This is a genomic window from Collinsella aerofaciens (assembly GCF_015548375.1).
GTDB lineage: Bacteria > Actinomycetota > Coriobacteriia > Coriobacteriales > Coriobacteriaceae > Collinsella > Collinsella aerofaciens_AB.
Map to the genome: position 1 here is coordinate 73,998 of NZ_JADMWW010000003.1, position 22,663 is coordinate 96,660.

A 22,663-nucleotide genomic window follows, 5' to 3' on the forward strand; every position below is an offset into this window, starting at 1 on the left:
GAGGCGTTTTCTGCTTCGCCTCGTTTGGGAGATGTATGTCCAAACCCTCATCCGCACTCGACGCCAGCTCTTGCGATGTTTACGCCGACTCCGCGCGCCACCCTCTCACGCGCACATGGTGCGTAGCTGCGCTCGCCCTCATCTGCTGCGCGCTCTGGGGCAGTGCGATCCCCTGCATCAAGATCGGCTACGAGCTTCTCGGCATCCAAAACGGCGACGTACCATCGGAGTTTCTCTTCGCTGGCGTGCGCTTTATGCTTGCCGGCGCTATCGCACTTGCCGCTGCAGTCATAACAAGACGTCGCTTGCCTCGCGTCTCACGCACGGGATGGCCACTCGTTATCAGACTCTCGCTTGCCCAAACTATCGTGCAGTACGCCTTCTTTTATATCGGCGTTTCAAACGCTTCGGGTGTGCGCGGCTCAATCGTCAACGCTATGAACACGTTTCTCTGCGTGTTGATGGCAGCGCTCGTGTTCCGGCAAGAACGGCTCACTGCGCGCAAAGTCCTCGGCTGCGCTATAGGTTTTGTCGGAGTCGTTATCGTCAACCTCACCGGTGGCGATAGCGGCGGCGCCGTCACGCTCACAGGCGAGGGCTTCATCCTTATTGCCGCTGTCTCCTACGCTGTCTCGTCTGCCCTCATCCACACCTACTCCCAGCGCGAGGACCCCGTGGCGCTCAGCGGCTACCAGTTTATCAGCCCTAGTCATCGCGCAAAGCCCCTTCGGCAGTACACGGTGCAACCGAGTCACCGCAGGCCGGGGCGGGAGGCGGTCCTTTCTCTCGGAAAACTTCGCGAAGCCCAGTTTCCGAGAGAAAGTGTCCGGCTCCCACCCCGGCCGACCAGGTCAACTACACCGTGTACTGCGGCAGGTCCTGCAGGGCGATGACGTCCATGCCCATGTCGTTGGCGCTGCCGTGACCCTGCTCGTCCTCGCGCACGGCCTCGATGGCACTCACGTACGTGTTGGCCGCAGACATCGCCGTCACGCAGGTCACGCCACGACGGACGGCCTCGGTGCGTAGCAGGTAGCCATCGCCACGCGAGCCCGGGCCGTACGGCGTATTGATGATTACCGCAATCTTGCCATCGGCGATGAGGTCACCGATGTTGGGCCGCTCGCCGTCGTGCGGGCCGCTAATCTTTTCCACGACCTCGCACGTCACGTTGCCTCCACGCAGCACGCGCGCCGTGCCCTCGGTGGAGCAGATATCAAAGCCCAGGTAGCGCAGGATACGGGCGACCGAAAGGATATGACGCTTGTCACGGTCGCACACGCTGATGAACACCTTGCCGGCGCTCGGGTCGGGCAGCTTGTAGTCAATCGCCAGTTGCGTCTTGGCGTATGCCTCGGGATAGCTCTTGGCGATACCCATGACCTCGCCCGTCGACTTCATCTCGGGCCCCAGGATAACGTCGGCTCCCGGGAAACGGCCCCAGGGCATAACGGCTTCCTTCATGCAGAACCAGTCCAGCTGACGCTCGTCGCTCGGCAGGCCCAGGCTTGCGATGGAATCGCCCGCCATGATACGCGCCGCGCACTTGGCCAGCGGCACGCCGGTGGCCTTGGAGATAAACGGCACGGTGCGGCTGGCACGCGGGTTGGCCTCGATCACGTAAACGGTCTCGCCCTTGATGGCGTACTGCACGTTGACCAGGCCGCGTACGCCCAGCGCCATCGCGATGCGGCGCGTGGTCTCGCGAAGCTTTGCCTGCAGGCTCTCGCTAAAGCTGAACGGCGGGATGCAGGTCGCAGAGTCGCCGGAGTGAATACCGGCCTCCTCGATATGCTCCAGAATGCCGCCGATGTAGACCTCTTCGCCATCGCACAGGGCGTCGACATCGGACTCGATCGCGCCCTCCAAGAAGCGGTCCAGATACACCGGGTAGTCGGGGCTAATGCGCGCAGCCTCGGCCATGTAATCGCGCAGATGCTCGGCATCGTAGGCGATCATCATGCCGCGGCCGCCCAGCACGTAGCTCGGACGCACCAGCAGCGGGTAGCCGATGTGCGCGGCAACGGCCTCGGCCTCCTCAAACGAGGTGGCCTGGCCCGCCGGCGGGTACATGATGCCCAGCTTGTCGAGCAGAGCGGCGAAGCGCTCGCGGTCCTCGGCAAAGTCGATGGCATCGGGCTTGGTGCCCATGATGTTCACGCCGCTCTCCTCGAGCATGCGCGCCAGCTTAAGCGGGGTCTGGCCGCCAAGCGTCACCACGACGCCATCGGGGCGCTCAACGTCGATAACGTCCATGACGTCCTCGTAGGTGAGCGGCTCAAAGTACAGGCGGTCGGACGTGTCGTAGTCGGTCGAAACGGTCTCGGGGTTGCAGTTGACCATGATGGTCTCGAAGCCGCGGGCCGCCAGCGCATAGCTCGCATGCACGCAGCAGTAATCGAACTCGATGCCCTGGCCAATACGGTTGGGGCCGGCGCCCAGGATCATCGCCTTGGGCTTGTCCGCCGGCGTGGTCTCGTCGGGAGCCACGCACTTCTTGGCATCCGGACTCGTGCGGTAGATGTTCTCGTACGTCTTGTAGTGGTACTCCGTGGCGCTCGAGAACTCCGCAGCGCAGGTATCGACCGTCTTCATGCTGGGAACCACGCCCAGACCCTTGCGATAGGCGCGCACAAAGCGCTCGTCCGAGCCGGTCAGCGCGGCGATCTCGGCGTCGCTCGTGCCGTACTGCTTGAGCAGGCGCATCGCGTCGGCGTCGATATCCTCCACACGCAGGCCGCGGATGCTCTCCTGGACCTGCACCATGTCGTTGATGCGGTTGAGGTACCACGGGTCGATGCCGCAGGTGGCATGGATGCGAGCGATGTCCCAGCCACGGCGCAGGGCCTCGACCACAAAGAAGATGCGGTGCTCGGTCGGCGTGGCCACGGCTTGAGCGAGCTCGTCGTCGCTCAGCTTATCGGCACCCTCCTTGCCACCGGCGCAGATACCCTGGTGACCGTCCTCCAGCGAGCGCATGGCCTTGCCAAAGGCCTCCTCAAAGGTGCGGCCGATCGCCATGATCTCGCCCACGGCCTTCATGCGCGTGGTGAGCGTGGGGTCGGTTCCCTTGAACTTCTCGAAGGCAAAGCGCGGCACCTTGACCACACAGTAGTCGATTGTGGGCTCAAAGCAGGCGGGCGTAGCCTTGGTGATGTCGTTGACGATCTCGTCGAGCGTGTAGCCCACAGCCAGACGCGCGGCGGCCTTGGCGATGGGAAAACCCGTGGCCTTGGAAGCGAGGGCGGACGAGCGGCTCACGCGCGGGTTCATCTCGATGACGATCAGGCGGCCGGTCTGGGGGTTCACGGCAAACTGCACGTTGGAGCCACCGGTCTCGACGCCGATCTTCTCCAAGATGGCGAGCGAGGCCACACGCATGCGCTGATACTCAAGGTCGGAGAGGGTTTGCGCCGGCGCCACGGTGATGGAGTCGCCGGTATGCACACCCATGGGGTCGAGGTTCTCGATGGAGCACACGATGATGCCGTTGCCGGCGTGGTCACGCATGACCTCCATCTCATACTCTTTCCAGCCCTCGATGGACTCCTCGACCAGCACCTCGTGGGCAGGCGAGAGCTCCAGGCCCTGGCTCACGATGGAGACGAGCTCCTCGTGAGTATGCGCGATGCCACCACCGGCGCCGCCGAGGGTAAAGCTCGGACGCAGCACGCAGGGATATCCCACGCGCTCGGCGATGGCCTCGGCGTCGGCCACGCTGTAGGCATAGCCCGAGCGCGCGACCTCCAGGCCGATCTCGGCCATGGCCTCGTTAAAGAGCTTGCGGTCCTCGCCGCGCTCGATGGCGGCCAGGTCGCAGCCGATCATCTCGACGCCGTACTTGTCGAGCGTGCCGTCCTTTGCCAGTTCGACGGCGGCGTTCAGACCGGTCTGGCCGCCCAGCGTGGGCAGCAGCGCGTCCGGGCGCTCTTTCTTGATTACGCGCTCGATAAACTCGGCAGTGATGGGCTCGACATAGGTGCGGTCGGCCAAGCCCGGGTCGGTCATGATGGTCGCCGGGTTGGAGTTGACCAGGATGACCTCAAAGCCATCCTCCTTGAGCACCTTGCAGGCCTGGGCGCCGGAGTAGTCAAACTCACAGGCCTGGCCAATGACAATGGGGCCCGAGCCAATGACGAGGATACGCTTGATGTCAGTACGTTTCGGCATGTTAGTTCTCCTCGGTCTCGGTCGCAGCGGAACCATTGTCGGCAAAGTTCCAGCCCTGCAGGCGGTCCTTCGCGGTGTCGATGTCCAGGTAGTTCTCCTCGCCGTCCATGAGTCGCGTAAAGGCAGTAAAGAGATAGTGGGCATCGGTGGGTCCGGGCGAGGCCTCGGGGTGGTACTGCACCGAGAAGCACGGCGCGTCGAGCAGCTGGATGCCCTCGGCGGTGCCGTCGTTGAGGTTCACATGCGTCAGGCGAATGCGGCCGAAGCGCTCGTTCATCACGACTGGCGCGATGCCGCGGCGCACCCAGACGCGCAGATCCCCATCGGCCGCATGCTCGGTCTCGCCGCCGGAAAGCTCGGGGACAAGCTTGCCCAAGCTGGGGAACAGCAGACCAAAGCCATGGTTTTGCGCGGTAATCTCCACGCGACGGCTTACCAGGTTCATGACCGGCTGGTTGCCACCGCGGTGACCGAACTTAAGCTTTTCCATCTGAGCGCCGCAGGCCAGGTTGATCATCTGGTGACCAAGACAAATACCAAAGACCGGCACCTTGCCGATCAGCTGCTGCACCTGCTCGTAGGTCTCCACCACGGCGTCGGGGTCGCCGGGACCATTGGACAAAAAGACACCGTCGGGATTCATGTCGAGCACCTGCTGGGCGGGCGTATCCCACGGCACGACGGTAAGGTCGCAGCCGGCGCGGACCAGACCCTCCAGAATGCCGCGCTTCACACCGCAGTCGTAGGCGACCACTTTGTGACGGGCAGGAGCGGCAGCCGTAAGCGCAAAGTCATGCGTGGCAGGCAGGTCGGCGGCCACAAACTCGTGAGGTACGGGGCAACTTACGGTCTTGACCAGGTTCTCGCCTACCAGCGTGGGCGCTGCGGCCAGACGCTCGGCAAGCTCGTCGACGTCGAAGATCTCGGTCGAGATAATGCCCATCTTGGAACCATTGTCGCGCAGGTGGCGTACCAGAGCGCGGGTGTCGACGCCCTCGATAGCGACGATGCCGTGGGCGCGCAGATACTCCGGCACGCTGACGGCCGAGCGCCAGTTAGAAGGCGTGGTGCACATGTCGCGAACGATCATGCCGCGCATAGCCGGAGCGCTCGCAGGGCGCACGGCGTCGCCGGGGAAGGCCGACTGGACGTCGGTCTCGTCGATACCGTAGTTGCCGATCTGCGGATAGGTCATGGTTACGATTTGGCCGGCATAACTCGGGTCGGTCATGACCTCAAAGTAACCCTCGAGCGAGGTGTTGAAGCAGACTTCGCCGGTCGCGGTGCCCTCGGCACCGCATGCACGTCCATAAAAAATGGTCCCATCCTCAAGATACAGGATGCAGGGACCACAGGTGCCCTTGCTGGTTTTGGCCAGCATACGCTGGCAAAGCTCGCTGGGCGCGAAGGTGCGGGCGGCAGCGCCCGCGGTATGGTTGTTCGCCATAATTCTCCTTCCCGGTCTCACAGGACCGGCTTAAAGGTGTGTAGTTAGGCCTCGCGGTATTGTAACCGCAAGCATGCCTCATGGCGTTAATTTCATCGAAATGTTTACGAAATGATAATTATGACTTTCTATGCATAATGATTTTTCTGGGACGGGGATTAAAAAAATCATCCCGCGAGGCTTGTGGCTCACGCGGGATGATGACGTCTTACTTTCTCTTGTCCTGCTCCAGCAAATCGGACGGTGAGCGATCGGGCTTGCCGCCGCGGAAAATCTCGCGGCCATGCAGACGATGCTCCAGGTCACGTTCGACCTTTTCCTCGTCAATCTTGGTCTGGCTCACCACCGGGTCCTCAATCAACGACGACACCGAGTTCACCTGCTTCTGAATGCGCTCGGCGATGGTGTCATCCATACTCACGATGCGCATCTTCCAGTCGATACTCGTGGCGTTGGATGAGCTCTTGGTCCACACGAACGTCAAAATGGCGCTCTGGTGGCCGCGCGCGGGGAACATGCCAAAGAAGGAATCGTGCTGAATGTTGCTATCCTCGTCGATATAGGCGTGAACGTTATACACCACGCGGTCGATCTTATCGTTGAGCAGCGCGTTGGTCGCGAGCGCCGCGGCCTGAATCTGCCCGTTGGACAGCAGCTCGAGCTCGTTGGCAGACGATGTGTCCAACACCGTCACCTCGACCGTGCCCGTACGCTCATCGGCTTCATCGACGGTAAAGTCGAGCGGGAACTGCGTAAAGCCGTTGCCCCACTCGAGTCCACCCTTGAGTGCTGTAGAAACGGTATCGACCGAAACGCTCTCGGACAGGTTGGCGGTGTTCAGACGACGCATCACGCCGTAGCCAATCTGCATGCCCACGATCAGCACCAAAATACCGATGACCACGGCCATCGCGGTCTTCGTAATGGTATGGCTCACCTGCGAGCCCGAAGGATCGTCCTCGGACAGCGGGTCGATATGTTTTGCCTGGCTCGCGCGGTCCTCGCTGCGCAGCTGCGCTAGCGCCGCTTTGTCACCGCGCTTGGCCGCAGCCTCCTTCTCACGCATGCGCTCGGTTCGCTTTTTGGCAAGCGTGGGATCCAAGACACCGGATGCATCGATTTCGGAGAATAACTCCGTCACTTCTTCCGGAGTCAAAGGGTTCTTGTCAGCCATAAACTTCCTGTCATATCAATCAGTCGAGCTCGTGCGCACGCGCACCTTCGAACTGCATTCGATAGTAACGGGCATAGGTGCCGCCACGGGCGAGAAGCTCCTCGTGCGTGCCACGCTCCACAACGCGACCATGCTCAACGGTCGCAATCTCATCGGCATGCTTAATGGTCGAAAGACGATGGGCGATGATAATCGTGGTACGGCCGCGTGCCAGCTCTTCGAGCGACTCCTGCACCGCCTCCTCGCTCTCGTTATCCAAAGCACTCGTCGCCTCATCCAAAATAAGGATCTTGGGATTCTTGAGAAACACGCGCGCGATGGCAACGCGCTGCTTCTGTCCGCCCGAAAGACGGCTGCCGCGCTCGCCTACCACGGTGTCGTAGCCCTGCGGAAGCGATTCGATAAAGGTATCGATATTGGCGCGGCGGGCCGCCTCGGCGATCTCTTCTGCCGTAGCACCCGGCTTGCCGTAGGCGATGTTCTCGCCGATTGTTCCGTCAAACAGGTAGACATCCTGCTGCACCAGGCCGATGGCACGACGCAGGCTCTGCTGCGTCACATCGCGCACATCCTGGCCGTCGATGCTAATGGAGCCGGCAGCCACGTCATAAAAGCGCGGCAGCAGCGAACAGGTCGTGGACTTGCCGCCGCCCGAAGGGCCAACCAAAGCGATGGTCTGCCCGGGCTTGATGGACAGATCCATATGGTCGATAACGGGACGCTCGTCGGCATCGCCCTCGCCCAGCTCGACATCCTCGTAGTTAAAGCACACGTCGTGATACTCCACGGCGCCGGCGGTCACCTGCAGATCCGTGGCGCCCGGCTTGTCCTGGATATCCGGCACGGTCGAGAGCACCTCGTCCATACGCTTAAAGCCGGCGATAGCCTTCTGATACGTTTCGGCCGAATTGACGAGTGTCTCGAGCGGCGTGCAGAACAGCGAAATATAGAGTGCAAAGGTCGCCATATCGACCGCCTGCAGCTGTCCCTGGGCGACCAGCCAGCCGCCCAGCAGCACCACGATCACATAGAGCACACCCGAGAGCAGGCCATACGTCGCGGTATAGACGCCCATGGCGTGATACATGTTCTCCTTGGACGAAAGATAGCGATTGTTGGAGGCGCGGAACTTGGCGCGCTCGGTCTCCTCGTTGGCAAAGCTCTTGACCACGCGCATGCCCGCCAGCGAATCCTGCAGCTGCGCATTGATGCCGCTGATCTTTTTGCGGTTGTCGCTAAAGACCTCGCGCATGCGCATGTTCTGCCAAAACATGATGACCGCAAACGCCGCCGTCACCACGGCCATGGCAAGCGCCAGCACCGGGGCGATGGTAAAGAGGATCACAAACGAGCCGATGATCTCGATGCCGCAGATGATGATCCACTCGGGCACGTGGTGCGCCGCCTCGCAGATATCGAACAGGTCGTTGACCACGCGGCTCATCATGTCGCCCGAGCTGTTGCGGTCGAAGTACGCAAAGCTAAAGCGCTCATACTGGTCGAACAGGTCCTCGCGCATTTTGGACTCCATACGCGCGCCCATCACGTGACCCCAATAGCTCACAAAATAACGGCAGGCGCAGCGGGCGGCATACATCAGCACCAAGCCCACCGCGATCATGCCGAGCGCCTGCATAATGGCAGCCTGACCCTGAGTAAACAGCCCACCGGTCAAATTGCGCAGGATAATGGGGAACGCCAGGTCAATGGCGGCAAGCACCAGAGCACAAACAGTATCAGCAACAAAAAGCCCCATCTGGGGCTCGTAATACGAAAGAAACCTCTTCAGCATAATCACCTTACGCGGTTTTACCAAACCGCGTTTCGTCTCGACGCTGCAAGTGCTCCATTTGGACAATCTGGCCTTCAATCGTCGGTCGCGTATATCCATACGCTTCCCTCCTCTTTTAGGCCACCTTGTCTCAAATGGAGCACTTTCGCTGACTTACACAAACCTGCGGGATCATCCCCGCTCGTTAAAGCTCCGCTCCGCCTAGTCGGTGCGCGATGCTGTCACAGGCCAAGGCGCCTACGACGGTCTTGGCGTCTTCGATCTTGCCGTCGAGTACGGCGTCGATCAGCTCGTGCAGCGGCACCAGGTCCACGTTGACAAACTCGTCATCATCGGGGTTGGGCGCATCAAACTCGAGCTTGGTAGCCAAGTAGATATGGATGATCTCATCGCAAAAACCGCAGGACGTGACAATCGACGTCAAAAAGCGAATACGACCAGCCCTAAAGCCCGTCTCCTCATGCAGTTCGCGCTTGGCGCAATCGAGCGGGTCCTCGCCCGGGTCGAGCTTGCCGGCAGGAATCTCGACCGTCACGCGGTCGATGGCGGTGCGGTACTGACGCACCAGTACGATCTTGCCGCTCTCGGTCAGTGCCACAACGGCCGCCGCACCCGGATGGCGAACGATATCGCGGGCGCTGCGGTGACCGTTAGGCAGCTCAACCTCAAGCCGGTGGACGTCGAGAATCTTGCCCTTCCAGGCGCACTCCTCCGAAAGAATCTTCTCGTGCAGCTCGGCATCGTGCGGGTCGTCATCGCCCAACACCAGCGCCGGCTCGTCAGCGACCTCGCCACCAGGCTCGCCCTCGGCGTGCCCATACATGCGGCTGTCCTCTTCGACGATCTGCGCGTCCACGAGCTCTTCGTTCTTCTCGTCCATCCGTCTCATTCCTCTCGGATTTTAGGCATCCCAGGCGTCGCGACCGCGCAGCGCGCGCAGGCCGATGTCGTGACGCAGGGTCTTGCCCTCAAAATCAATCTTCTCGCAGGCCTCGTAGGCAAGGTTGCGAGCGTTCTCGAACGTGTCGCCCAGAGCGGTCACGGCAAGCACGCGGCCACCATTGGTCACGAGCTGACCGTCCACCACGGCAGTGCCCGCGTGGTATACGGTCACGTTCTCCATGGCCTCGGCATCGGCGATACCGGTGATGACCTTGCCCTTCTCGTAGCTGCCGGGGTAGCCCGCGCTCGTCAGGACAACGGCCACGGCCCACTCGTCACGCCAGTCGAGCTCAATCTGATCGAGCTCGCAGTTGGCACAAGCCAGCATGACCTCGACCAGGTCGTTCTTAAGGCGCGGCAGCACGACCTGCGTCTCGGGATCACCAAAGCGGGCGTTGAACTCCAGCACCTTGGGGCCGGCGGGAGTGAGCATAAAGCCGCCATACAGGCAGCCGCGGTAGTCAATGCCCTCGGCAGCGAGCTCGGCCACGGTCTGCTCCATGACCTTCACCATGGTGGCGTGCTCCTCGTCAGTCACGATGGGCACCGGGCTGTAGACGCCCATGCCACCGGTGTTGGGACCCTTGTCGCCCTCGAGCGCGCGCTTGTGGTCCTGCGAGGTGGCCATGGGGCGCACGGTCTTGCCGTCGGTAAAGGCCAGCAGCGAGCACTCGGGGCCGGTCAGCATCTCCTCGATAACCACGGTGTTGCCGGCATCGCCAAAGGTGCCGCCAAAGCACTCGCGTACGGCTTCCTCGGCCTGCTCAAGTTCGGTCGCCACGATAACGCCCTTGCCCGCGGCAAGGCCGTCGGCCTTGACGACCAGCGGGGCGCCCTGCTCGCGCACGTAGGCGAGAGCCGAAGCCTCGTCGGTAAACGAGCCGTAGGCTGCCGTCGGAATGCCCGCACGCTCCATGAGCTGCTTGGAGAACAGCTTAGAGCCCTCCATCTGGGCGCCCTCGGCACCCGGGCCAAAGCAGGGAATACCCGCCGCGCGCACGGCGTCGGCCACGCCCGCCACGAGCGGAGCCTCGGGGCCAATTACCACGAGTCCGCATCCGTGGCTCTGAGCAAACGCCGCCACGGCCGCAGGATCGCAGTCGTCGAGAACCACGTTCTCGCCGCAGCTCGCGGTGCCGCCGTTACCCGGCGCGATGTAGAGCTTGCCGGCGCGCGGTGATGCTGCGAGCTTGGCTGCCAGAGCATGCTCGCGGCCGCCGCTGCCCAACAACAGGATGTCGATGGTTTGAGTGTCCGCCTTCAAGGGTGCCTCCTCTATGGATGAATGGCCCGCTCCGCGCGAGCCCTTTGCAAGCAAATATACCCCTCGGCCGCCCGTCTGGGCTGCAAAGGGGTATATCGCAATAACCGTATAAACCGATTACTTCCAGAATCGGTTGATGATCTGCTCGCGACCGGCGCCAACGCCAATGAACGTCACGCGGGTGTGTGCCAGATCCTCGATAAACGCCACGTAGTCCTGAGCCTCTTGCGGCAGCTCCTCAAAGCTGCGGCAACCGGTGATGTCGCACTTCCAGCCAGGGAGCTCCTCGTAGATGGGCTCGGCATGCTCAAAGCGCACCTGGTGCTCGGGCACGCTGGTGTAGCGCTCGCCATCGACGTCGTAGGCCACGCACACCTTGATGGTGTCGAAGGCCGAAAGCACGTCGAGCTTGGTCACGGCGATGTCGGTGAGGCCGTTGACGCGCGAGGCATAGTTGGCGATAGGGCCGTCAAACCAGCCGCAACGACGACGGCGACCGGTGGTCACGCCGTACTCATAGCCCTCCTCGGTCAGCGTGTGGCCAGCCTCGGACTCATAGGAAAGCTCGGTGGGCATGGGGCCCGAACCGACGCGGGTGATATAGGCCTTCATGACGCCCAGCACGCGGTCGACATTCTTCATACCGACGCCGGAGCCGGTAATGGCGCCGCCGGCGGTGCAGTTGGAAGACGTCACGTACGGATAGGTGCCGTGGTCGATGTCGAGCAGCGTCGCCTGGGCGCCCTCAAACAGCAGGTCCTTGCCCTCGTCGATCATGTTGTTGAGCAGCAGACTCGTCTCAGTGATGTAGGGACGCAGGCGCTCGGCCATCGGCAGGTACTCGTCGCAAATCTGGTCCACGGTGTAGGTGGGCAGGTTGTAGATGAGCTCGAGCTCGGGGTTCACGCGGGCGAGAGCGGTCTCCAGCTTGTCGCGGAACAGTGCCTCGTCCAGCATGTCCTGCATGCGCAGGCCAATGCGGGCCATCTTGTCCTGATAGCACGGACCGATGCCGCGCTTGGTGGTACCGATGTTCTTCTTGCCGAGCTTCTGCTCAAAGGCGCCATCCAGATCGATGTGGTACGGCATGATGACATGCGCGTTGCCACTAATCTTGAGGTTCTTGGTGGTGATGCCGTCGGCCTCGAACATGTCGATCTCCTCAAGAACAACCTTGGGGTTGACGACGCAGCCGTTACCGATCACCGACACGTGGTCGGAATACATGATGCCGGAGGGCACCTGGTGCAGGCCGTACTTCTTGCCATTGACGACGATGGTGTGACCGGCGTTGTTGCCGCCCGAGTAGCGCACGACGGCATCGAAGTCGCCGGCGACCAGGTCGCAAATCTTACCCTTGCCCTCATCGCCCCACTGGGCACCGACCAAAACGGTTGACGGCATGTTTACTCCTTACATTCATGGACTGTCTACGCGCCACGCCGGCACGCAGAAGCACAAAACATTCCCAGTATACCCGTGCAACGGGCGCCTGTCCTACTCCTCGGCATGTGCCCCATCAAGCTCATAGAACTTGGTGGATGCCGGCAGGAACATCAGATCGACGTCGCCGATCGGGCCCGAACGGTTCTTGGCCACGACGATACGCGTAACGCCCTCGTCGGGTCGATCGTCGCGCGAGGCTTCGGCCTCGTCGGCGGAGCGGTCCAAGAACATAACGATATCGGCGTCCTGCTCGATGGAGCCCGATTCACGAAGGTCGGAAAGCTGCGGGCGCTTGCCGGTACGGGATTCGACCTGACGCGAAAGCTGCGACAGCGCGATGAGCGGGATCTTGAGCTCCTTAGCCATGATCTTCAGACCACGCGACATCTCCGAAACCTCGACGGTGCGACTCTCGGAGCGACGCCCCGGCGGAGGGCTCACCAGCTGCAGGTAGTCCAGGATGATGATGGCCTTCTCCTTGTTATGGAGCATGCGGCGGCTCTTGGCGCGAATCTCGGTCACCGTGGTGCCAGGCGTATCGTCAATCAAAATATCGAGCTTAGACAAGGTCTGCGTGGCCTCGTTGATGTTGGCCCACTGCTCGGGGCTAATTCGACCCATGCGGAAGTCACTGATCGAGATCATGGCGTAGGCGCAAATCAGACGCTGGGCAATTTCCTTGCCCGACATCTCCAGCGAGAAGAAGCCGACGGTATAGCCCGCAGCGGCGGCGTTGAGCGCCAAATTCAGGGCGAACGACGTCTTACCCACAGCAGGACGGGCGCCGATGATGATGAGCTGGCCCTCGCGGAAGCCCATGAGCATGCGGTCGAGCGACGGGAAGCCCGTGGGAACGCCCGCCGCCTGACCACCGGCCTGGCACACTTCCTCGGCCTCGTTATAGGCCTCGACCATAAACTCGGTCAGCGTCTTGTAGCTCGACTTGACCTCGCGTGCCGTGACCTTGAGCAGCTTGCTCTCGGCCAGCTCGACAACCTCCTTGGTGTCGGTGGGGGCGTTATATGCCAGCGCGTTGATCTCGTTGGTGGCGCCGATCAGCTCGCGCAGCATCGAGTCGCGGCGAACGATGGCGGCATGGTGCTGCCAGTTGACGAGCGACAGGGTCTGACCCATCAACTCCAAAATGTACGCCTCGCCGCCCACGGCGTCGAGCTTGTTGATGCTTCGCAGATAATCGATCAGCGAGATGGAGTCGATGGGAATGCGGCTGTTGTACATATCGACCATCGCGGTATAGATGGTCTTATGAATGGGCCGGTAGAAGTCATCGGGCTGCAGCTCGACCTGGGCTTCTTCGACCACCTCGGGCGATAGCAGCATAGCGGCCAGTACATTGGCCTCTGCATCTTGGTTTTGGGGAAGACCCAACTTTGAGCCGCGGTCCTCAACCGTCAGCCCGGTCTCCCTATCGTCATATGCCATGAGCATCCTCATTCATATCGCTTGCGAGCATCCATAGTATCAGCCACGGTCCAAAAACGGACCGCGCGCCGCCAATCATCACCGAACCAAACGGATGAACGGTCCTGTATATAGGACTTCGACGCAACGTTCACCATGACACTCACTCAGCGCAAAAAGCAAAAGGGCGCCCTGGTTTCCCAGAGCGCCCTTCTTAGAACAAGATTGTTGCGTTGCAGCAAATGCTACTCGGCAGCAGCCTCAGTCTCGACCTCGGCGGTCTCGGCCTCGGCGACCTCAGCGGCCTCCTCGACCTCAGCCTCGGCAGCGAGCTCATCGGCGGTAACGCCGACGAGAACGACAACCTCGGCCTTGATCTCGCGGTACAGCGAGATGGCAACGGTGTGGGCACCGGCAACCTTGATGGGCTTACCGAGCTCGACGCGCTTGCGGTCGATGTCCATACCGAGCTGAGCCTTGATGGCGTCAGCGATCATAGCGGCGGTAACGGAGCCAAAGAGGATGCCCTCGTCGCCGACCTTGACGTCAACGGTGACCGTCTTGCCCTCGAAGGCAGCCTTGGTCTCGTTGGCGGTAGCCAGACGGACGGCCTCGCGCTTGGCGATGTTGTTGCGACGCTCGTCAAGCTGCTTGAGGTTGCCCTTGGTGGCGGCAACAGCGAGCTTCTTGGGGAACAGGAAGTTCTCAGCGTAACCCTGAGCGACCTCTACGACGTCACCCTCGCCGCCCTTGCCCTTGATCTCATCGAGAAGAATAACCTTCATGATGCGTCTCCCTTCTTAGCCGCGGTCGCGGTTGCCACGAGAGGAAACCACGGGGACGGTGTACGGCAGGAGAGCCATCTCGCGGGCGCGCTTGATGGCGTTGGCGATGTCATGCTGATGCTGCGTGCAAGCGCCAGTGACGCGACGGGGCTTGATCTTGCCACGGTCGGTCATGTACTTACGGAGAAGCTGAGTGTCCTTATAGTCGATGAACTCAGTGTTCTCCTTGCAGAACTGGCAGTACTTACGACGCGGCTGACGTGCAGAAAAATCATTAGCCATGTCAAAATACCTTTCATTTGGCAACTTCGGCGAACCGAAGCCGCCTCTCACTCAAAAATAGGTGAACAACCCTTAGAACGGGATGTCCTCATCGTAGACGTCGACCGCAGGCGGCGTAGCCACCGGTGCGGCAGGACGTGCTGCGGGCGCGGGGGCTGCGGGGGCGTAACCGCCCTGATCGTAGCCACCCTGGCCACCACGGGAGCTCATAAACTCGATCTCATCGACGATGACCTCAAGCTTGCTCCGGCGCTGGCCGTCGCGCTCCCAAGAGCTGTAGCGCAGCTTGCCCTCGATCGCGACCTTGTTTCCCTTTGCCAGGAAACGGCTCACGGCCTCGGCGCGGGTGCCGAACATGGTGCAGTCGACAAAGTTGGGATAGTCCTCCCACTCGCCAGTCTGCGCGTTGCGGCGACGATCGTTCACGGCGACGCCAAAGGACAGAACCTGGGTTCCGCCGGCGGTGGCGCGCAGCTCGGGATCGCGGGTGAGGTTACCGGTGATGTTCACTCGATTGATGCTCATAACTCACTACTTCCTCTTGGGGCACAAGCCCAGTCCAAAACGACAGTCTTACTCCTGGTCGTCGCGGCGGACGATCATGTGGCGGACCACAGCGTCGGTGATGCGCAGGACGCGATCAAGCTCGGCGATCTGGGTAGGATCTGCGTGGAAGTTGATGAGGGTGTAGTCACCATCGGTGAGGTCGTTGATCTCGTAGGCGAGCTTGCGCTTGCCCCACTCGTCAACGGAGTCGACCTTGCCAGCGCCCTCAGCGATCGTGGTATCGATACGCTTCATAACAGCGAGACGAGTCTCGGGGTCGAGCGACGGGTCAACAAAGAACAGCAGTTCATAAGCCTTCATATTGTCACCTCCTCTGGGCAAATGTGGCTTCAGGTCGTGAAGGTGCGCCTGAAGCAGGAAAAGACTTGGTAATAATATCTTTCAACCTCCCAGGCCGCAAGAATATGCAGCTACAACCTCATGACCTCCACATATGCCCATGCTCGCACCACGTTTCATGCGCATTCCAACCAAATGCCGACCAAGAGCTTGACGGATTTGTGGACAAGATACGATGCCGCGGGGACAAGCTGAGCCAAGCCGCAGGTCAACGGGCATAAGGCTGTGGTCGCAAAATGCATGCCAGTGGTCCACAGCACCACCCAAAGATTTTTAAATTCATTGCCAAGTCGCTTATGAATACCCCTTTTGAACAATTGAGTTGATCAACCACGCTGGTCGGAAGCCGTTTTTTGTCACCTCAAACCCCACTGCAACGCCAAGCGCGGCCGAACGTTTTAAAAAATGCCAACTTTTCTGTTTGCACTTTGCGATTCCTCGTGTATACTGACTTTCGCATTTAACGGAGAGTTGTCCGAGTGGCCGAAGGAGCACGATTGGAAATCGTGTAGGCGTCAAAAGCGTCTCCAGGGTTCAAATCCCTGACTCTCCGCCAGTTAATTCCAAAGCAGGCCTTCGAGCCTGCTTTGTTTTTACCCCACGCGGAGGGGTGGCAGAGTGGTTGAATGCGGCGGTCTCGAAAACCGTTTGGCCTGTATAAGGTCACGAGGGTTCGAATCCCTCCTCCTCCGCCATTTTGGTTGAGAAAGCTCCCAAGAATGGGAGCTTTTTTGTTATCGAAATACGTCTCGATCCCACGCTTCCCCAAACATGTACGTCACCCTCCAAAACCGACATTTTTCGACATCTTTGGAGGCTGACGTACACGTTTGGATTGAGCTCACGGGAGCGGCACTATTCGGAAGGTGCCTCCTCGTCTCGTATGCTTTTCCAGTTGCGGATAAGTGCCTTGCGTAGTTCGTTTTGTTTTCTCTGGTACCCGGTGTCGGTACAGCGAGGCATGCCGAGTGCTTCGCGAATGTTGTTCATGGCGCGGTGAAAGGCGAGCTGACTACTGAACTGAGCCGAAGTGAGCGTAACGATTCGATATCCCATTTGGGAGAGAACGGCCTCTCGCTCCGCATCTGCTCCCTTGCGCTCGAGCTCATCGTGAAAACCGCCCTTATATTCGATACCGAGCGCCCTGCGCTTATAGGTCACGAGCGCATCGATTTTGAGTGTTCGAGCTTTGGCGCAATGCCAGAGACGTTGAGGGATCTCGAGCGGTTTGTTGAGTTCGATACCTCGGATGCCAACGCCGCCTTCGCTTGTTGGGAGCGAGAGGGCGATTGCCGAAGCGGTCTCCATAGGCGAGGCCGAGTGATCGTAGATGTGCCTGAGCGCAAGCCGTGCACGTGTGGCACCGGGTTTGCCGGGGTGCCGATCGAGCAGTTCGGTTATTTCATCCTTGGAGGTGGTGGCTGGTTGCTCGGTATAAGGGTCGGCGGGATTGAGCCTCATGCGATAATCGCCGCAAACTTCATAGCCATATTCGAGATATTCGATCCTATCCATCCACTCGGCAGCGAGCGCGAAGGTGAAGGCTTCGTCGGTGATGAAGATTCCGGGCGTCAACTCGTTAATATGCTCGTAGGGAAGATTTTGTCCAAGAATGTGGCAAACGACGCCTTTGGTACGAATTCGCTCAAATTCGAATACAACCGCGATATCGATAGTCTTAAGCATATCGGACGGAATGCCGCAGTCGGTAAGGGCCTGTCGTATGCGCGCAACACGTTGCTGGGTGGAGATGCCTTGTGCGCCTATCTGGTAGTCGTGCCGCGCAAGAGACTGAACCAAATTCTGGGGTGCATGATGGACAAGCCATGCGGTTTTATGCGAAATGAGAACAGGGGTATCCATTGAGGGCCTCTCGCTCTGAGCCGGTATCCAACTCTTATGTCCGTTGAAGTGGGGAAATATACCGGATGTGAGTAAATCAACTCACTCATGCTGTGAGCTCAATCCAAACATGTACGTCAGCCTCCAAAGATGTCGGAAAATGTCGTTTTTGGAGGGTGACGTACATGTTCTGGACCCCTGGCATTCCAGCAACGCCATGCCCCCACCCAGTCCCGACCGTTTGCCGAGCAATAGGGTCGCAATCGGCGCCGAACATGTACTATGTACGGGCATTGTCCAAATCCGTAATCCAAAGGACCCCATCTTGCCCGTCGTCGCCGCTATGACCATTACCTCACATGCATCGGATGCCATGGTCGCCATTCCGTTTTGGCTCGAGATGTTCGCTGTTGTCGCTGCATCGATCTCGGGTGTGCTGGTTGCGCGCGAGCACAAGCTCGACCTGGTGGGCGCGGTCGCGCTCGCGGTGGTCTGCGGTCTGGGCGGCGGTCTCTTGCGCGACATGACGCTGCAGGTGGGCAACGTCTACATCCTCAACCAGCCGATGGCGCTGCCACTTTCCATTGCCACAGCAGCCATCATCTATATTTTCCCGGCAATCGTCGACAAACCCGAAAAACTCATTCCCCTGCTCGACATCATCTCGGTCGGCATCTACGCCGCCACTGGAGCAGACAAGGCGCTGGTCTACGGCTTTGCGCCGGCGGTGTGCATCATGATGGGCTTTTTCACCGCGGTGGGCGGCGGCATGTTGCGCGACGGCTTTATGGGCGTGGTTCCGGGCATTTTCCAACGTACTAACTTTTATGCCATCGCCGCCATCGCCGGATCGACAAGCTATGTGTGTCTCGTTACGAGCGGCATCATGAGCAATGTCGCCGCGCTGGTCGTATGCGTTGTCGTGACCATGGGTCTGCGCTGGCTCTCGCTGCGCTTTGATATCAAAAGCCCCACCGAAGAAGATATCGCGCGCTTCTTGCACCGTAAAAAGTAGACAGCACGGCACGACCCTTCGAAATGCAACCGAGAGGTTCTTTTAGAGCGCCCACGCGTTGGGTACCCTGTTAGATATATGCCGAGTATCTAACGAAGGATTCACTATGCCCTGCAATCAATTCCCGTTGACCCAGCGCCGTAAAGCATGGGGCCGCATCACCATCCTATTCGCGCTCATCGCGCTGGCGATCACCGTGCTTCCCACGGCGTCGTTCGCCGGCACGGACACCGCAGGCAACGTACTTGCGACCGACAATGACGCCAATCCGTCCGGCGTTGAGGGTGACCTGTACTGGGCCGGTCAGGCCCTCAACTTGGATGATGTGTCCATCGACCGCGATATCATCGCCGCGGGCGATACCCTCTCTATCCGCGACTGCACGGTGGGTGGCGCCGTCCGCTTGGCGGCACGCACTATCGATATCGCCAAGACCACGGTTGACGGCAGCGTTACGGTTGCCGGCCAGCACATCGTCCTCAACACCGATAGCACTGCCAGTTGCTTCTACGCAGTGGGCGAGACGGTCGCCCTGCGCGGCTCCGTCAAGTCGGCAGCGCTCGCGGGCGACACGGTGACTATCGACGGCACGGTCAATGGCGATGTCGAGGTTTGGGCCGACAAGCTCATCCTGGGCAAGAACGCCCACATCACCGGCACCGTGAACGCGCACGTCTCCGAGGACCCCGAGCGTGCCGCAGGCGCCGAGGTAGGCGCGCTCAAGATCGAGCGCACCGAGAACGAGGATACTTCCACCGTTAACGATGTCATCGGCGGTATCGTCGCCGCGGCACTCTCGACCTGCTTTGTCGCTCTGCTGCTCGAGCTCGTCTTTCCGCGCGCGACCGCCAGCGCCGCCGGCATGCTCCACCAGCGCCCCATGCCCCTGTGGGTGAGCGGTCTTCTGAGCACGATTGCTATCGTCCCCGCCGTCCTACTGCTGATTATCTCTATCGCTGGTCTGTCGCTTGCCGGAGCCCTCTTGTGCGGCGTTATCGGCATCGCGTTGGTGTCGAGTGCCTTTGCGGGGTGTGCGATCGCCCGCATGGTCGGACACAGCCAGAACCGTTACGCCATGGCGGCCGTAGGTGGCATCGCCGCGGGCGCGCTTACGGCAATCCCCCTCGTAGGTGATTTCATCAGCGGCGTGACCTTCGTCTTTACACTCGGCTACATCATCCAGATCATCTGGCGCAACGCCCACCTCAAACCGCAGCAGCCGGCTAACACGCCAGGACTCCCCACCGCTTAGCCGCCAACCACCATAAAGGGGCCAGGCACCTTTGTGGTGGTGCAGACCAGCTCAGTCCCTGTGCACAAAAAGGGCGCCGACCATTGCGGTCGACGCCCTTTCTTATTGGCGGTTATAAGCCCCAGTGCTTATTTGTTGACCTGACCGGCGCGGACAGCAGCCTTCTTACGGTCGGTGGCGTTGAGCAGACGCTTGCGCAGGCGGATGTTCTTGGGAGTGATCTCCACCAGCTCGTCGTCGGCAATGTACTCCAGCGCCTCCTCCAGCGAGAAGGTGCGAGGCGGCACCAGCTGGACGGAGATATCGGAGGTAGAGGAACGCTGGTTGCCCAGGTTCTTGGTACGGGCGATGTTGACGACCATGTCGCCAGCCTTGCTGCGCTCGCCCACGATCATGCCCTCGTAGCACTCGGTGCCCGGCTCAACAAACAGCTGGCCGCGCTCCTGCAGCGTACCCAGAGCGTAGGCAACGGCCTTCTCGGTGGTCATGGAGATCATGGCGCCGTTCTGACGGTTGCCGATCTCGCCGGCGTAGGGGCCGTACTCCAGGAAGGTGTGGTAGAACACGCCCTCGCCGTGAGTGACGTTCATGATGCGGTTCTTAAGACCCATGATGCCGCGGGTCGGGATCTTAAACTCGAGGTGCGTCACGATGCCCGAGGTATCCATGCTCGTCATGATGCCGCCGGAGGTACCGAAGACCTCAACGACCTTGCCCGAGTACTCGTCCGGGCACTCGACGACGGCCTGCTCGACGGGCTCCATCTTGTTGCCGTTCTCGTCCTTCTTAAACAGAACGCGGGGACGGCCGACCTGGAACTCAAAGCCCTCGCGGCGCATGGACTCCATCAGGACGGACAGGTGCAGAATGCCGCGACCCGAGACCTCGACGCCGCTCTTGTCCTCGAGCTCCTCGATCTTCATGGTCACGTTGTTCTCGGCCTCGTTGAACAGGCGCTCCTTGAGCTGACGGGCGCCCACGATGTCGCCGTCGCGACCGACGAGCGGGGAGGTCGAAGCCTCAAAGACGATGGACAGGGTCGGCGGGTCAATCTCGATGGGCTCGAGCTCGACGGGGTTCTCGGGATCGGTGTAGACATCGCCGATATCGGTGCGGTCGATGCCCACGACGGCGGCGATGTCACCGGCGCCGACTTCCTGGCACTCGGTGCGGCCCAGGTAGTCGAAGGTAAAGAGCTGCTTGACGGTAGAGGTGGCGCTGGAGCCGTCGTTCTTGACAACCAGGATCTGGTCGCCCTGGTGGATGGTGCCGGAGTACACGCGACCGATGCCGATACGGCCAACGAAGTTGGAGTGGTCGATGGTCACGCACTGCATGGCCAGCGGGGCGTTCTCGTCAACCTCGGGCGCGGGCATATCGTCGATGATCATGTCGAGCAGCGGGTACATGTCCATGTTGCCGTCGTTGGGGTCAAGGCGGGCAAAGCCATTCATGGCGCTGGCGTAGACCACGTGCTCCATGGCGAACTCAAGCTGGTCGTCGGTGGCACCCAGGTCGGCCATGAGGTCCAGGCAGTCGTTGTAGGCCTTCTCGGGGTTTGCGCCCGGACGATCGATCTTGTTGATGACGATCATGATCTTAAGGCCGGTGTCGATAGCGTGACGCAGCACGAAGCGGGTCTGGGGCATGGGGCCCTCAAAAGCGTCGACCAGCAGCAGGGCGCCGTCGGCCATACGCAGCACGCGCTCGACCTCGCCGCCAAAGTCGGCGTGGCCCGGGGTGTCGATGACGTTGATCTTAACGTCCTTGTACTCGATAGAGATGTTCTTGGCGAGAATCGTAATGCCGCGCTCGCGCTCCTGGTCGTTAGAGTCCAGGACGCGGTCCTCGACCTGCTGGTTGGCACGGAAGGCGTCCGTGGCACGCAGGAGCTTGTCGACCATCGTCGTCTTGCCGTGATCGACGTGGGCGATGATGGCGATGTTCCTCAGATTGTCTACGCGCATGTAGTTCCCCTATCTTCTATCCATATACAAACGGCACGCGTATGCGACCCGCCCAGCAATGCAACGCTCAGCGGGAATATTGAGCCTTTTACCGAAAACTCGTTTATTTTAGCGATTTTAGATAAGAGGGGTTTCCTCACCTGCAGGTTCAGGGTCGCTCCACATAAAACCATCGCCGGCACCCATGCCCTCATACAGCACATATGCCGAAAAACCGCTCTCGAGCGTGGTTTCGAAGAAGCTCACGAGCAGGGCGTCATGGTAGCCGCCATCGATCTCGACACAACCGGTGTAGCCGATGGCGTAACGGGCGATGCGGCCCAGACCCTCGTCCTTAAGGCCCATCTTGTGCTCGGAGATAAAGTTGGTGGCCGCCTCCAGGCACGCCTCTTCGCCGTCCTCGTCGAGCGCCGCCAGATATCGGTTGGAAGCAGCGTCCTCGATTGCCACGACCACGCCCGGGTTCTCGCCCGCGGCCAGGTCGTCCAAGAAGGCGCCGATCAGATCGCACACCATGGCGTCGAGCTCGGCGGAGACGTTACCGGCGTCCTGCATATCCTGTGCCATCTTTAGACCTTCCCATCGAGTCCGGCGTCGTTACAGTTCCTGTGCCTCGGCGGCGATCTTAGCGGCAGCGTCACGGGCGCGCATCATATCCATCGCGCGCTTGTCGAGCACCTTGATCTGACTAGTCAGCATTACCGCGTCGACCACACCCCAGATCACCAGGCCCGTAGAGATCGAAAACCCAAGCGCACCAACTGTACCACGAAGGCGCGAGCAGATTGCCGCGACAAGGACGGAGATGACAACCATCTTGATAAACGAGCCGCGGCGTTCACGAAGCGTGCGGGCCTGCGTCACATAGGCAATGCGAGCCGCCTCGGATGCCTCCGAGCGCATCTGGGCTTCACGCGCGATAGCCGCTGCCTCGGCAGACATGCCGCCGGCCATCAG

At 60.6% G+C, this 22,663-nt stretch carries 19 protein-coding genes and 2 tRNA genes; 5 read left to right on the top strand and 16 right to left on the bottom strand.

From position 1 onward, the window contains the following. Positions 1-35 precede the first annotated feature (35 nt). On the top strand, positions 36-893 hold the full coding sequence (locus I1969_RS11290) for a DMT family transporter (protein ID WP_195232572.1): 858 nt from the start codon (positions 36-38) through the stop codon (positions 891-893). Here the strand turns inward: I1969_RS11290 and carB are convergent. The 12 genes from carB to rpsF form a co-directional block, all read right to left on the bottom strand. Then, positions 856-4,170: a carbamoyl-phosphate synthase large subunit gene (gene carB, locus I1969_RS02455; protein WP_195232580.1), complete on the bottom strand. Its 3,315-nt coding sequence runs from the start codon at positions 4,168-4,170 to the stop codon at positions 856-858. The two genes, I1969_RS11290 and carB, sit on opposite strands and share 38 nt — an antisense overlap. Position 4,171: 1 nt before the next feature. Beyond that, a complete protein-coding gene (carA, locus tag I1969_RS02460; protein WP_195232589.1) occupies positions 4,172-5,617 on the bottom strand; it encodes a glutamine-hydrolyzing carbamoyl-phosphate synthase small subunit in 1,446 nt (481 codons plus the stop codon). Between the two features lie 208 nt (positions 5,618-5,825). After that, on the bottom strand, positions 5,826-6,791 hold the full coding sequence (locus tag I1969_RS02465) for a hypothetical protein (RefSeq protein ID WP_195232592.1): 966 nt from the start codon (positions 6,789-6,791) through the stop codon (positions 5,826-5,828). A 19-nt stretch (positions 6,792-6,810) separates the two neighbouring features. Beyond that, positions 6,811-8,583, bottom strand: a complete 1,773-nt coding sequence (locus tag I1969_RS02470) for an ABC transporter ATP-binding protein (RefSeq protein ID WP_195232594.1) — start codon at positions 8,581-8,583, stop codon at positions 6,811-6,813. 184 nt (positions 8,584-8,767) lie between these two features. Next, positions 8,768-9,463, bottom strand: coding sequence for an NUDIX domain-containing protein (locus I1969_RS02475; RefSeq protein ID WP_195232596.1), 696 nt, complete (start codon positions 9,461-9,463; stop codon positions 8,768-8,770). Positions 9,464-9,484: 21 nt separating this feature from the next. After that, the gene (gene purD / locus I1969_RS02480) at positions 9,485-10,789 is read right to left on the bottom strand and encodes a phosphoribosylamine--glycine ligase (RefSeq protein WP_035136518.1); all 1,305 of its coding nucleotides are present in this window, start codon (positions 10,787-10,789) and stop codon (positions 9,485-9,487) included. 117 nt (positions 10,790-10,906) lie between these two features. Further along, the gene (locus tag I1969_RS02485) at positions 10,907-12,193 is read right to left on the bottom strand and encodes an adenylosuccinate synthase (protein ID WP_195232598.1); all 1,287 of its coding nucleotides are present in this window, start codon (positions 12,191-12,193) and stop codon (positions 10,907-10,909) included. 93 nt (positions 12,194-12,286) lie between these two features. After that, entirely contained in the window at positions 12,287-13,684 is a 1,398-nt protein-coding gene (gene dnaB / locus I1969_RS02490; RefSeq protein ID WP_006235827.1) for a replicative DNA helicase, read from the bottom strand. 218 nt (positions 13,685-13,902) lie between these two features. Further along, positions 13,903-14,442, bottom strand: coding sequence for a 50S ribosomal protein L9 (rplI, locus tag I1969_RS02495; RefSeq protein WP_195232601.1), 540 nt, complete (start codon positions 14,440-14,442; stop codon positions 13,903-13,905). Positions 14,443-14,457: 15 nt separating this feature from the next. Continuing rightward, positions 14,458-14,724, bottom strand: coding sequence for a 30S ribosomal protein S18 (gene rpsR, locus I1969_RS02500; protein WP_006235829.1), 267 nt, complete (start codon positions 14,722-14,724; stop codon positions 14,458-14,460). A 72-nt stretch (positions 14,725-14,796) separates the two neighbouring features. Further along, positions 14,797-15,249 (bottom strand): single-stranded DNA-binding protein, encoded by a 453-nt coding sequence (locus tag I1969_RS02505; RefSeq protein ID WP_006235830.1) that lies wholly within the window; start codon positions 15,247-15,249, stop codon positions 14,797-14,799. A 48-nt stretch (positions 15,250-15,297) separates the two neighbouring features. Beyond that, the gene (rpsF, locus tag I1969_RS02510; RefSeq protein ID WP_006235831.1) at positions 15,298-15,591 is read right to left on the bottom strand and encodes a 30S ribosomal protein S6; all 294 of its coding nucleotides are present in this window, start codon (positions 15,589-15,591) and stop codon (positions 15,298-15,300) included. A 504-nt stretch (positions 15,592-16,095) separates the two neighbouring features. Here rpsF and I1969_RS02515 point away from each other — a divergent pair. Next, a tRNA-Ser gene (locus I1969_RS02515) sits at positions 16,096-16,186 on the top strand. A 48-nt stretch (positions 16,187-16,234) separates the two neighbouring features. Then, positions 16,235-16,325: transfer RNA gene (locus I1969_RS02520), tRNA-Ser, on the top strand. Between the two features lie 160 nt (positions 16,326-16,485). Here I1969_RS02520 and I1969_RS02525 read toward each other — a convergent pair. Beyond that, complete coding sequence (locus I1969_RS02525) at positions 16,486-17,493, bottom strand: PDDEXK family nuclease (RefSeq protein WP_195232602.1); 1,008 nt, start codon at positions 17,491-17,493, stop codon at positions 16,486-16,488. Between the two features lie 304 nt (positions 17,494-17,797). On the opposite strand from I1969_RS02525, the gene I1969_RS02530 reads away from it, so the two are divergent. Further along, a complete protein-coding gene (locus I1969_RS02530; protein WP_229028212.1) occupies positions 17,798-18,487 on the top strand; it encodes a trimeric intracellular cation channel family protein in 690 nt (229 codons plus the stop codon). Between the two features lie 106 nt (positions 18,488-18,593). After that, positions 18,594-19,739, top strand: a complete 1,146-nt coding sequence (locus I1969_RS02535; protein WP_195232606.1) for a bactofilin family protein — start codon at positions 18,594-18,596, stop codon at positions 19,737-19,739. Positions 19,740-19,867: 128 nt separating this feature from the next. On the opposite strand, the gene typA is transcribed toward I1969_RS02535, so the two are convergent. From typA to I1969_RS02550, 3 genes are all read right to left on the bottom strand, one after another. Then, positions 19,868-21,706, bottom strand: a complete 1,839-nt coding sequence (typA, locus tag I1969_RS02540) for a translational GTPase TypA (protein WP_022094345.1) — start codon at positions 21,704-21,706, stop codon at positions 19,868-19,870. A 117-nt stretch (positions 21,707-21,823) separates the two neighbouring features. Beyond that, positions 21,824-22,273: a hypothetical protein gene (locus I1969_RS02545; protein ID WP_089572580.1), complete on the bottom strand. Its 450-nt coding sequence runs from the start codon at positions 22,271-22,273 to the stop codon at positions 21,824-21,826. Positions 22,274-22,303: 30 nt separating this feature from the next. Beyond that, positions 22,304-22,660 carry a hypothetical protein gene (locus tag I1969_RS02550; RefSeq protein WP_195232608.1) on the bottom strand — a complete coding sequence of 119 codons (357 nt, stop codon included), beginning with the start codon at positions 22,658-22,660 and terminating at the stop codon, positions 22,304-22,306. Positions 22,661-22,663 lie beyond the last annotated feature (3 nt).

Excerpts from the sequence above, each read along its gene's own strand:
- I1969_RS02485 (WP_195232598.1), bottom strand. The coding sequence starts at position 12,193 with ATGCCGTCAACCGTTTTGGTCGGTGCCCAGTGGGGCGATGAGGGCAAG.
- rplI (WP_195232601.1), bottom strand. The coding sequence starts at position 14,442 with ATGAAGGTTATTCTTCTCGATGAGATCAAGGGCAAGGGCGGCGAGGGT.
- rpsR (WP_006235829.1), bottom strand. The coding sequence starts at position 14,724 with ATGGCTAATGATTTTTCTGCACGTCAGCCGCGTCGTAAGTACTGCCAG.
- I1969_RS02550 (WP_195232608.1), bottom strand. The coding sequence starts at position 22,660 with ATGGCCGGCGGCATGTCTGCCGAGGCAGCGGCTATCGCGCGTGAAGCC.
- dnaB (WP_006235827.1), bottom strand. The coding sequence starts at position 13,684 with ATGCTCATGGCATATGACGATAGGGAGACCGGGCTGACGGTTGAGGAC.
- I1969_RS02475 (WP_195232596.1), bottom strand. The coding sequence starts at position 9,463 with ATGGACGAGAAGAACGAAGAGCTCGTGGACGCGCAGATCGTCGAAGAG.
- carA (WP_195232589.1), bottom strand. The coding sequence starts at position 5,617 with ATGGCGAACAACCATACCGCGGGCGCTGCCGCCCGCACCTTCGCGCCC.
- I1969_RS02525 (WP_195232602.1), bottom strand. The coding sequence starts at position 17,493 with ATGGATACCCCTGTTCTCATTTCGCATAAAACCGCATGGCTTGTCCAT.
- I1969_RS02545 (WP_089572580.1), bottom strand. The coding sequence starts at position 22,273 with ATGGCACAGGATATGCAGGACGCCGGTAACGTCTCCGCCGAGCTCGAC.
- I1969_RS02535 (WP_195232606.1), top strand. The coding sequence starts at position 18,594 with ATGCCCTGCAATCAATTCCCGTTGACCCAGCGCCGTAAAGCATGGGGC.
- I1969_RS02505 (WP_006235830.1), bottom strand. The coding sequence starts at position 15,249 with ATGAGCATCAATCGAGTGAACATCACCGGTAACCTCACCCGCGATCCC.
- I1969_RS02470 (WP_195232594.1), bottom strand. The coding sequence starts at position 8,583 with ATGCTGAAGAGGTTTCTTTCGTATTACGAGCCCCAGATGGGGCTTTTT.
- typA (WP_022094345.1), bottom strand. The coding sequence starts at position 21,706 with ATGCGCGTAGACAATCTGAGGAACATCGCCATCATCGCCCACGTCGAT.
- I1969_RS02465 (WP_195232592.1), bottom strand. The coding sequence starts at position 6,791 with ATGGCTGACAAGAACCCTTTGACTCCGGAAGAAGTGACGGAGTTATTC.
- rpsF (WP_006235831.1), bottom strand. The coding sequence starts at position 15,591 with ATGAAGGCTTATGAACTGCTGTTCTTTGTTGACCCGTCGCTCGACCCC.
- carB (WP_195232580.1), bottom strand. The coding sequence starts at position 4,170 with ATGCCGAAACGTACTGACATCAAGCGTATCCTCGTCATTGGCTCGGGC.
- I1969_RS11290 (WP_195232572.1), top strand. The coding sequence starts at position 36 with ATGTCCAAACCCTCATCCGCACTCGACGCCAGCTCTTGCGATGTTTAC.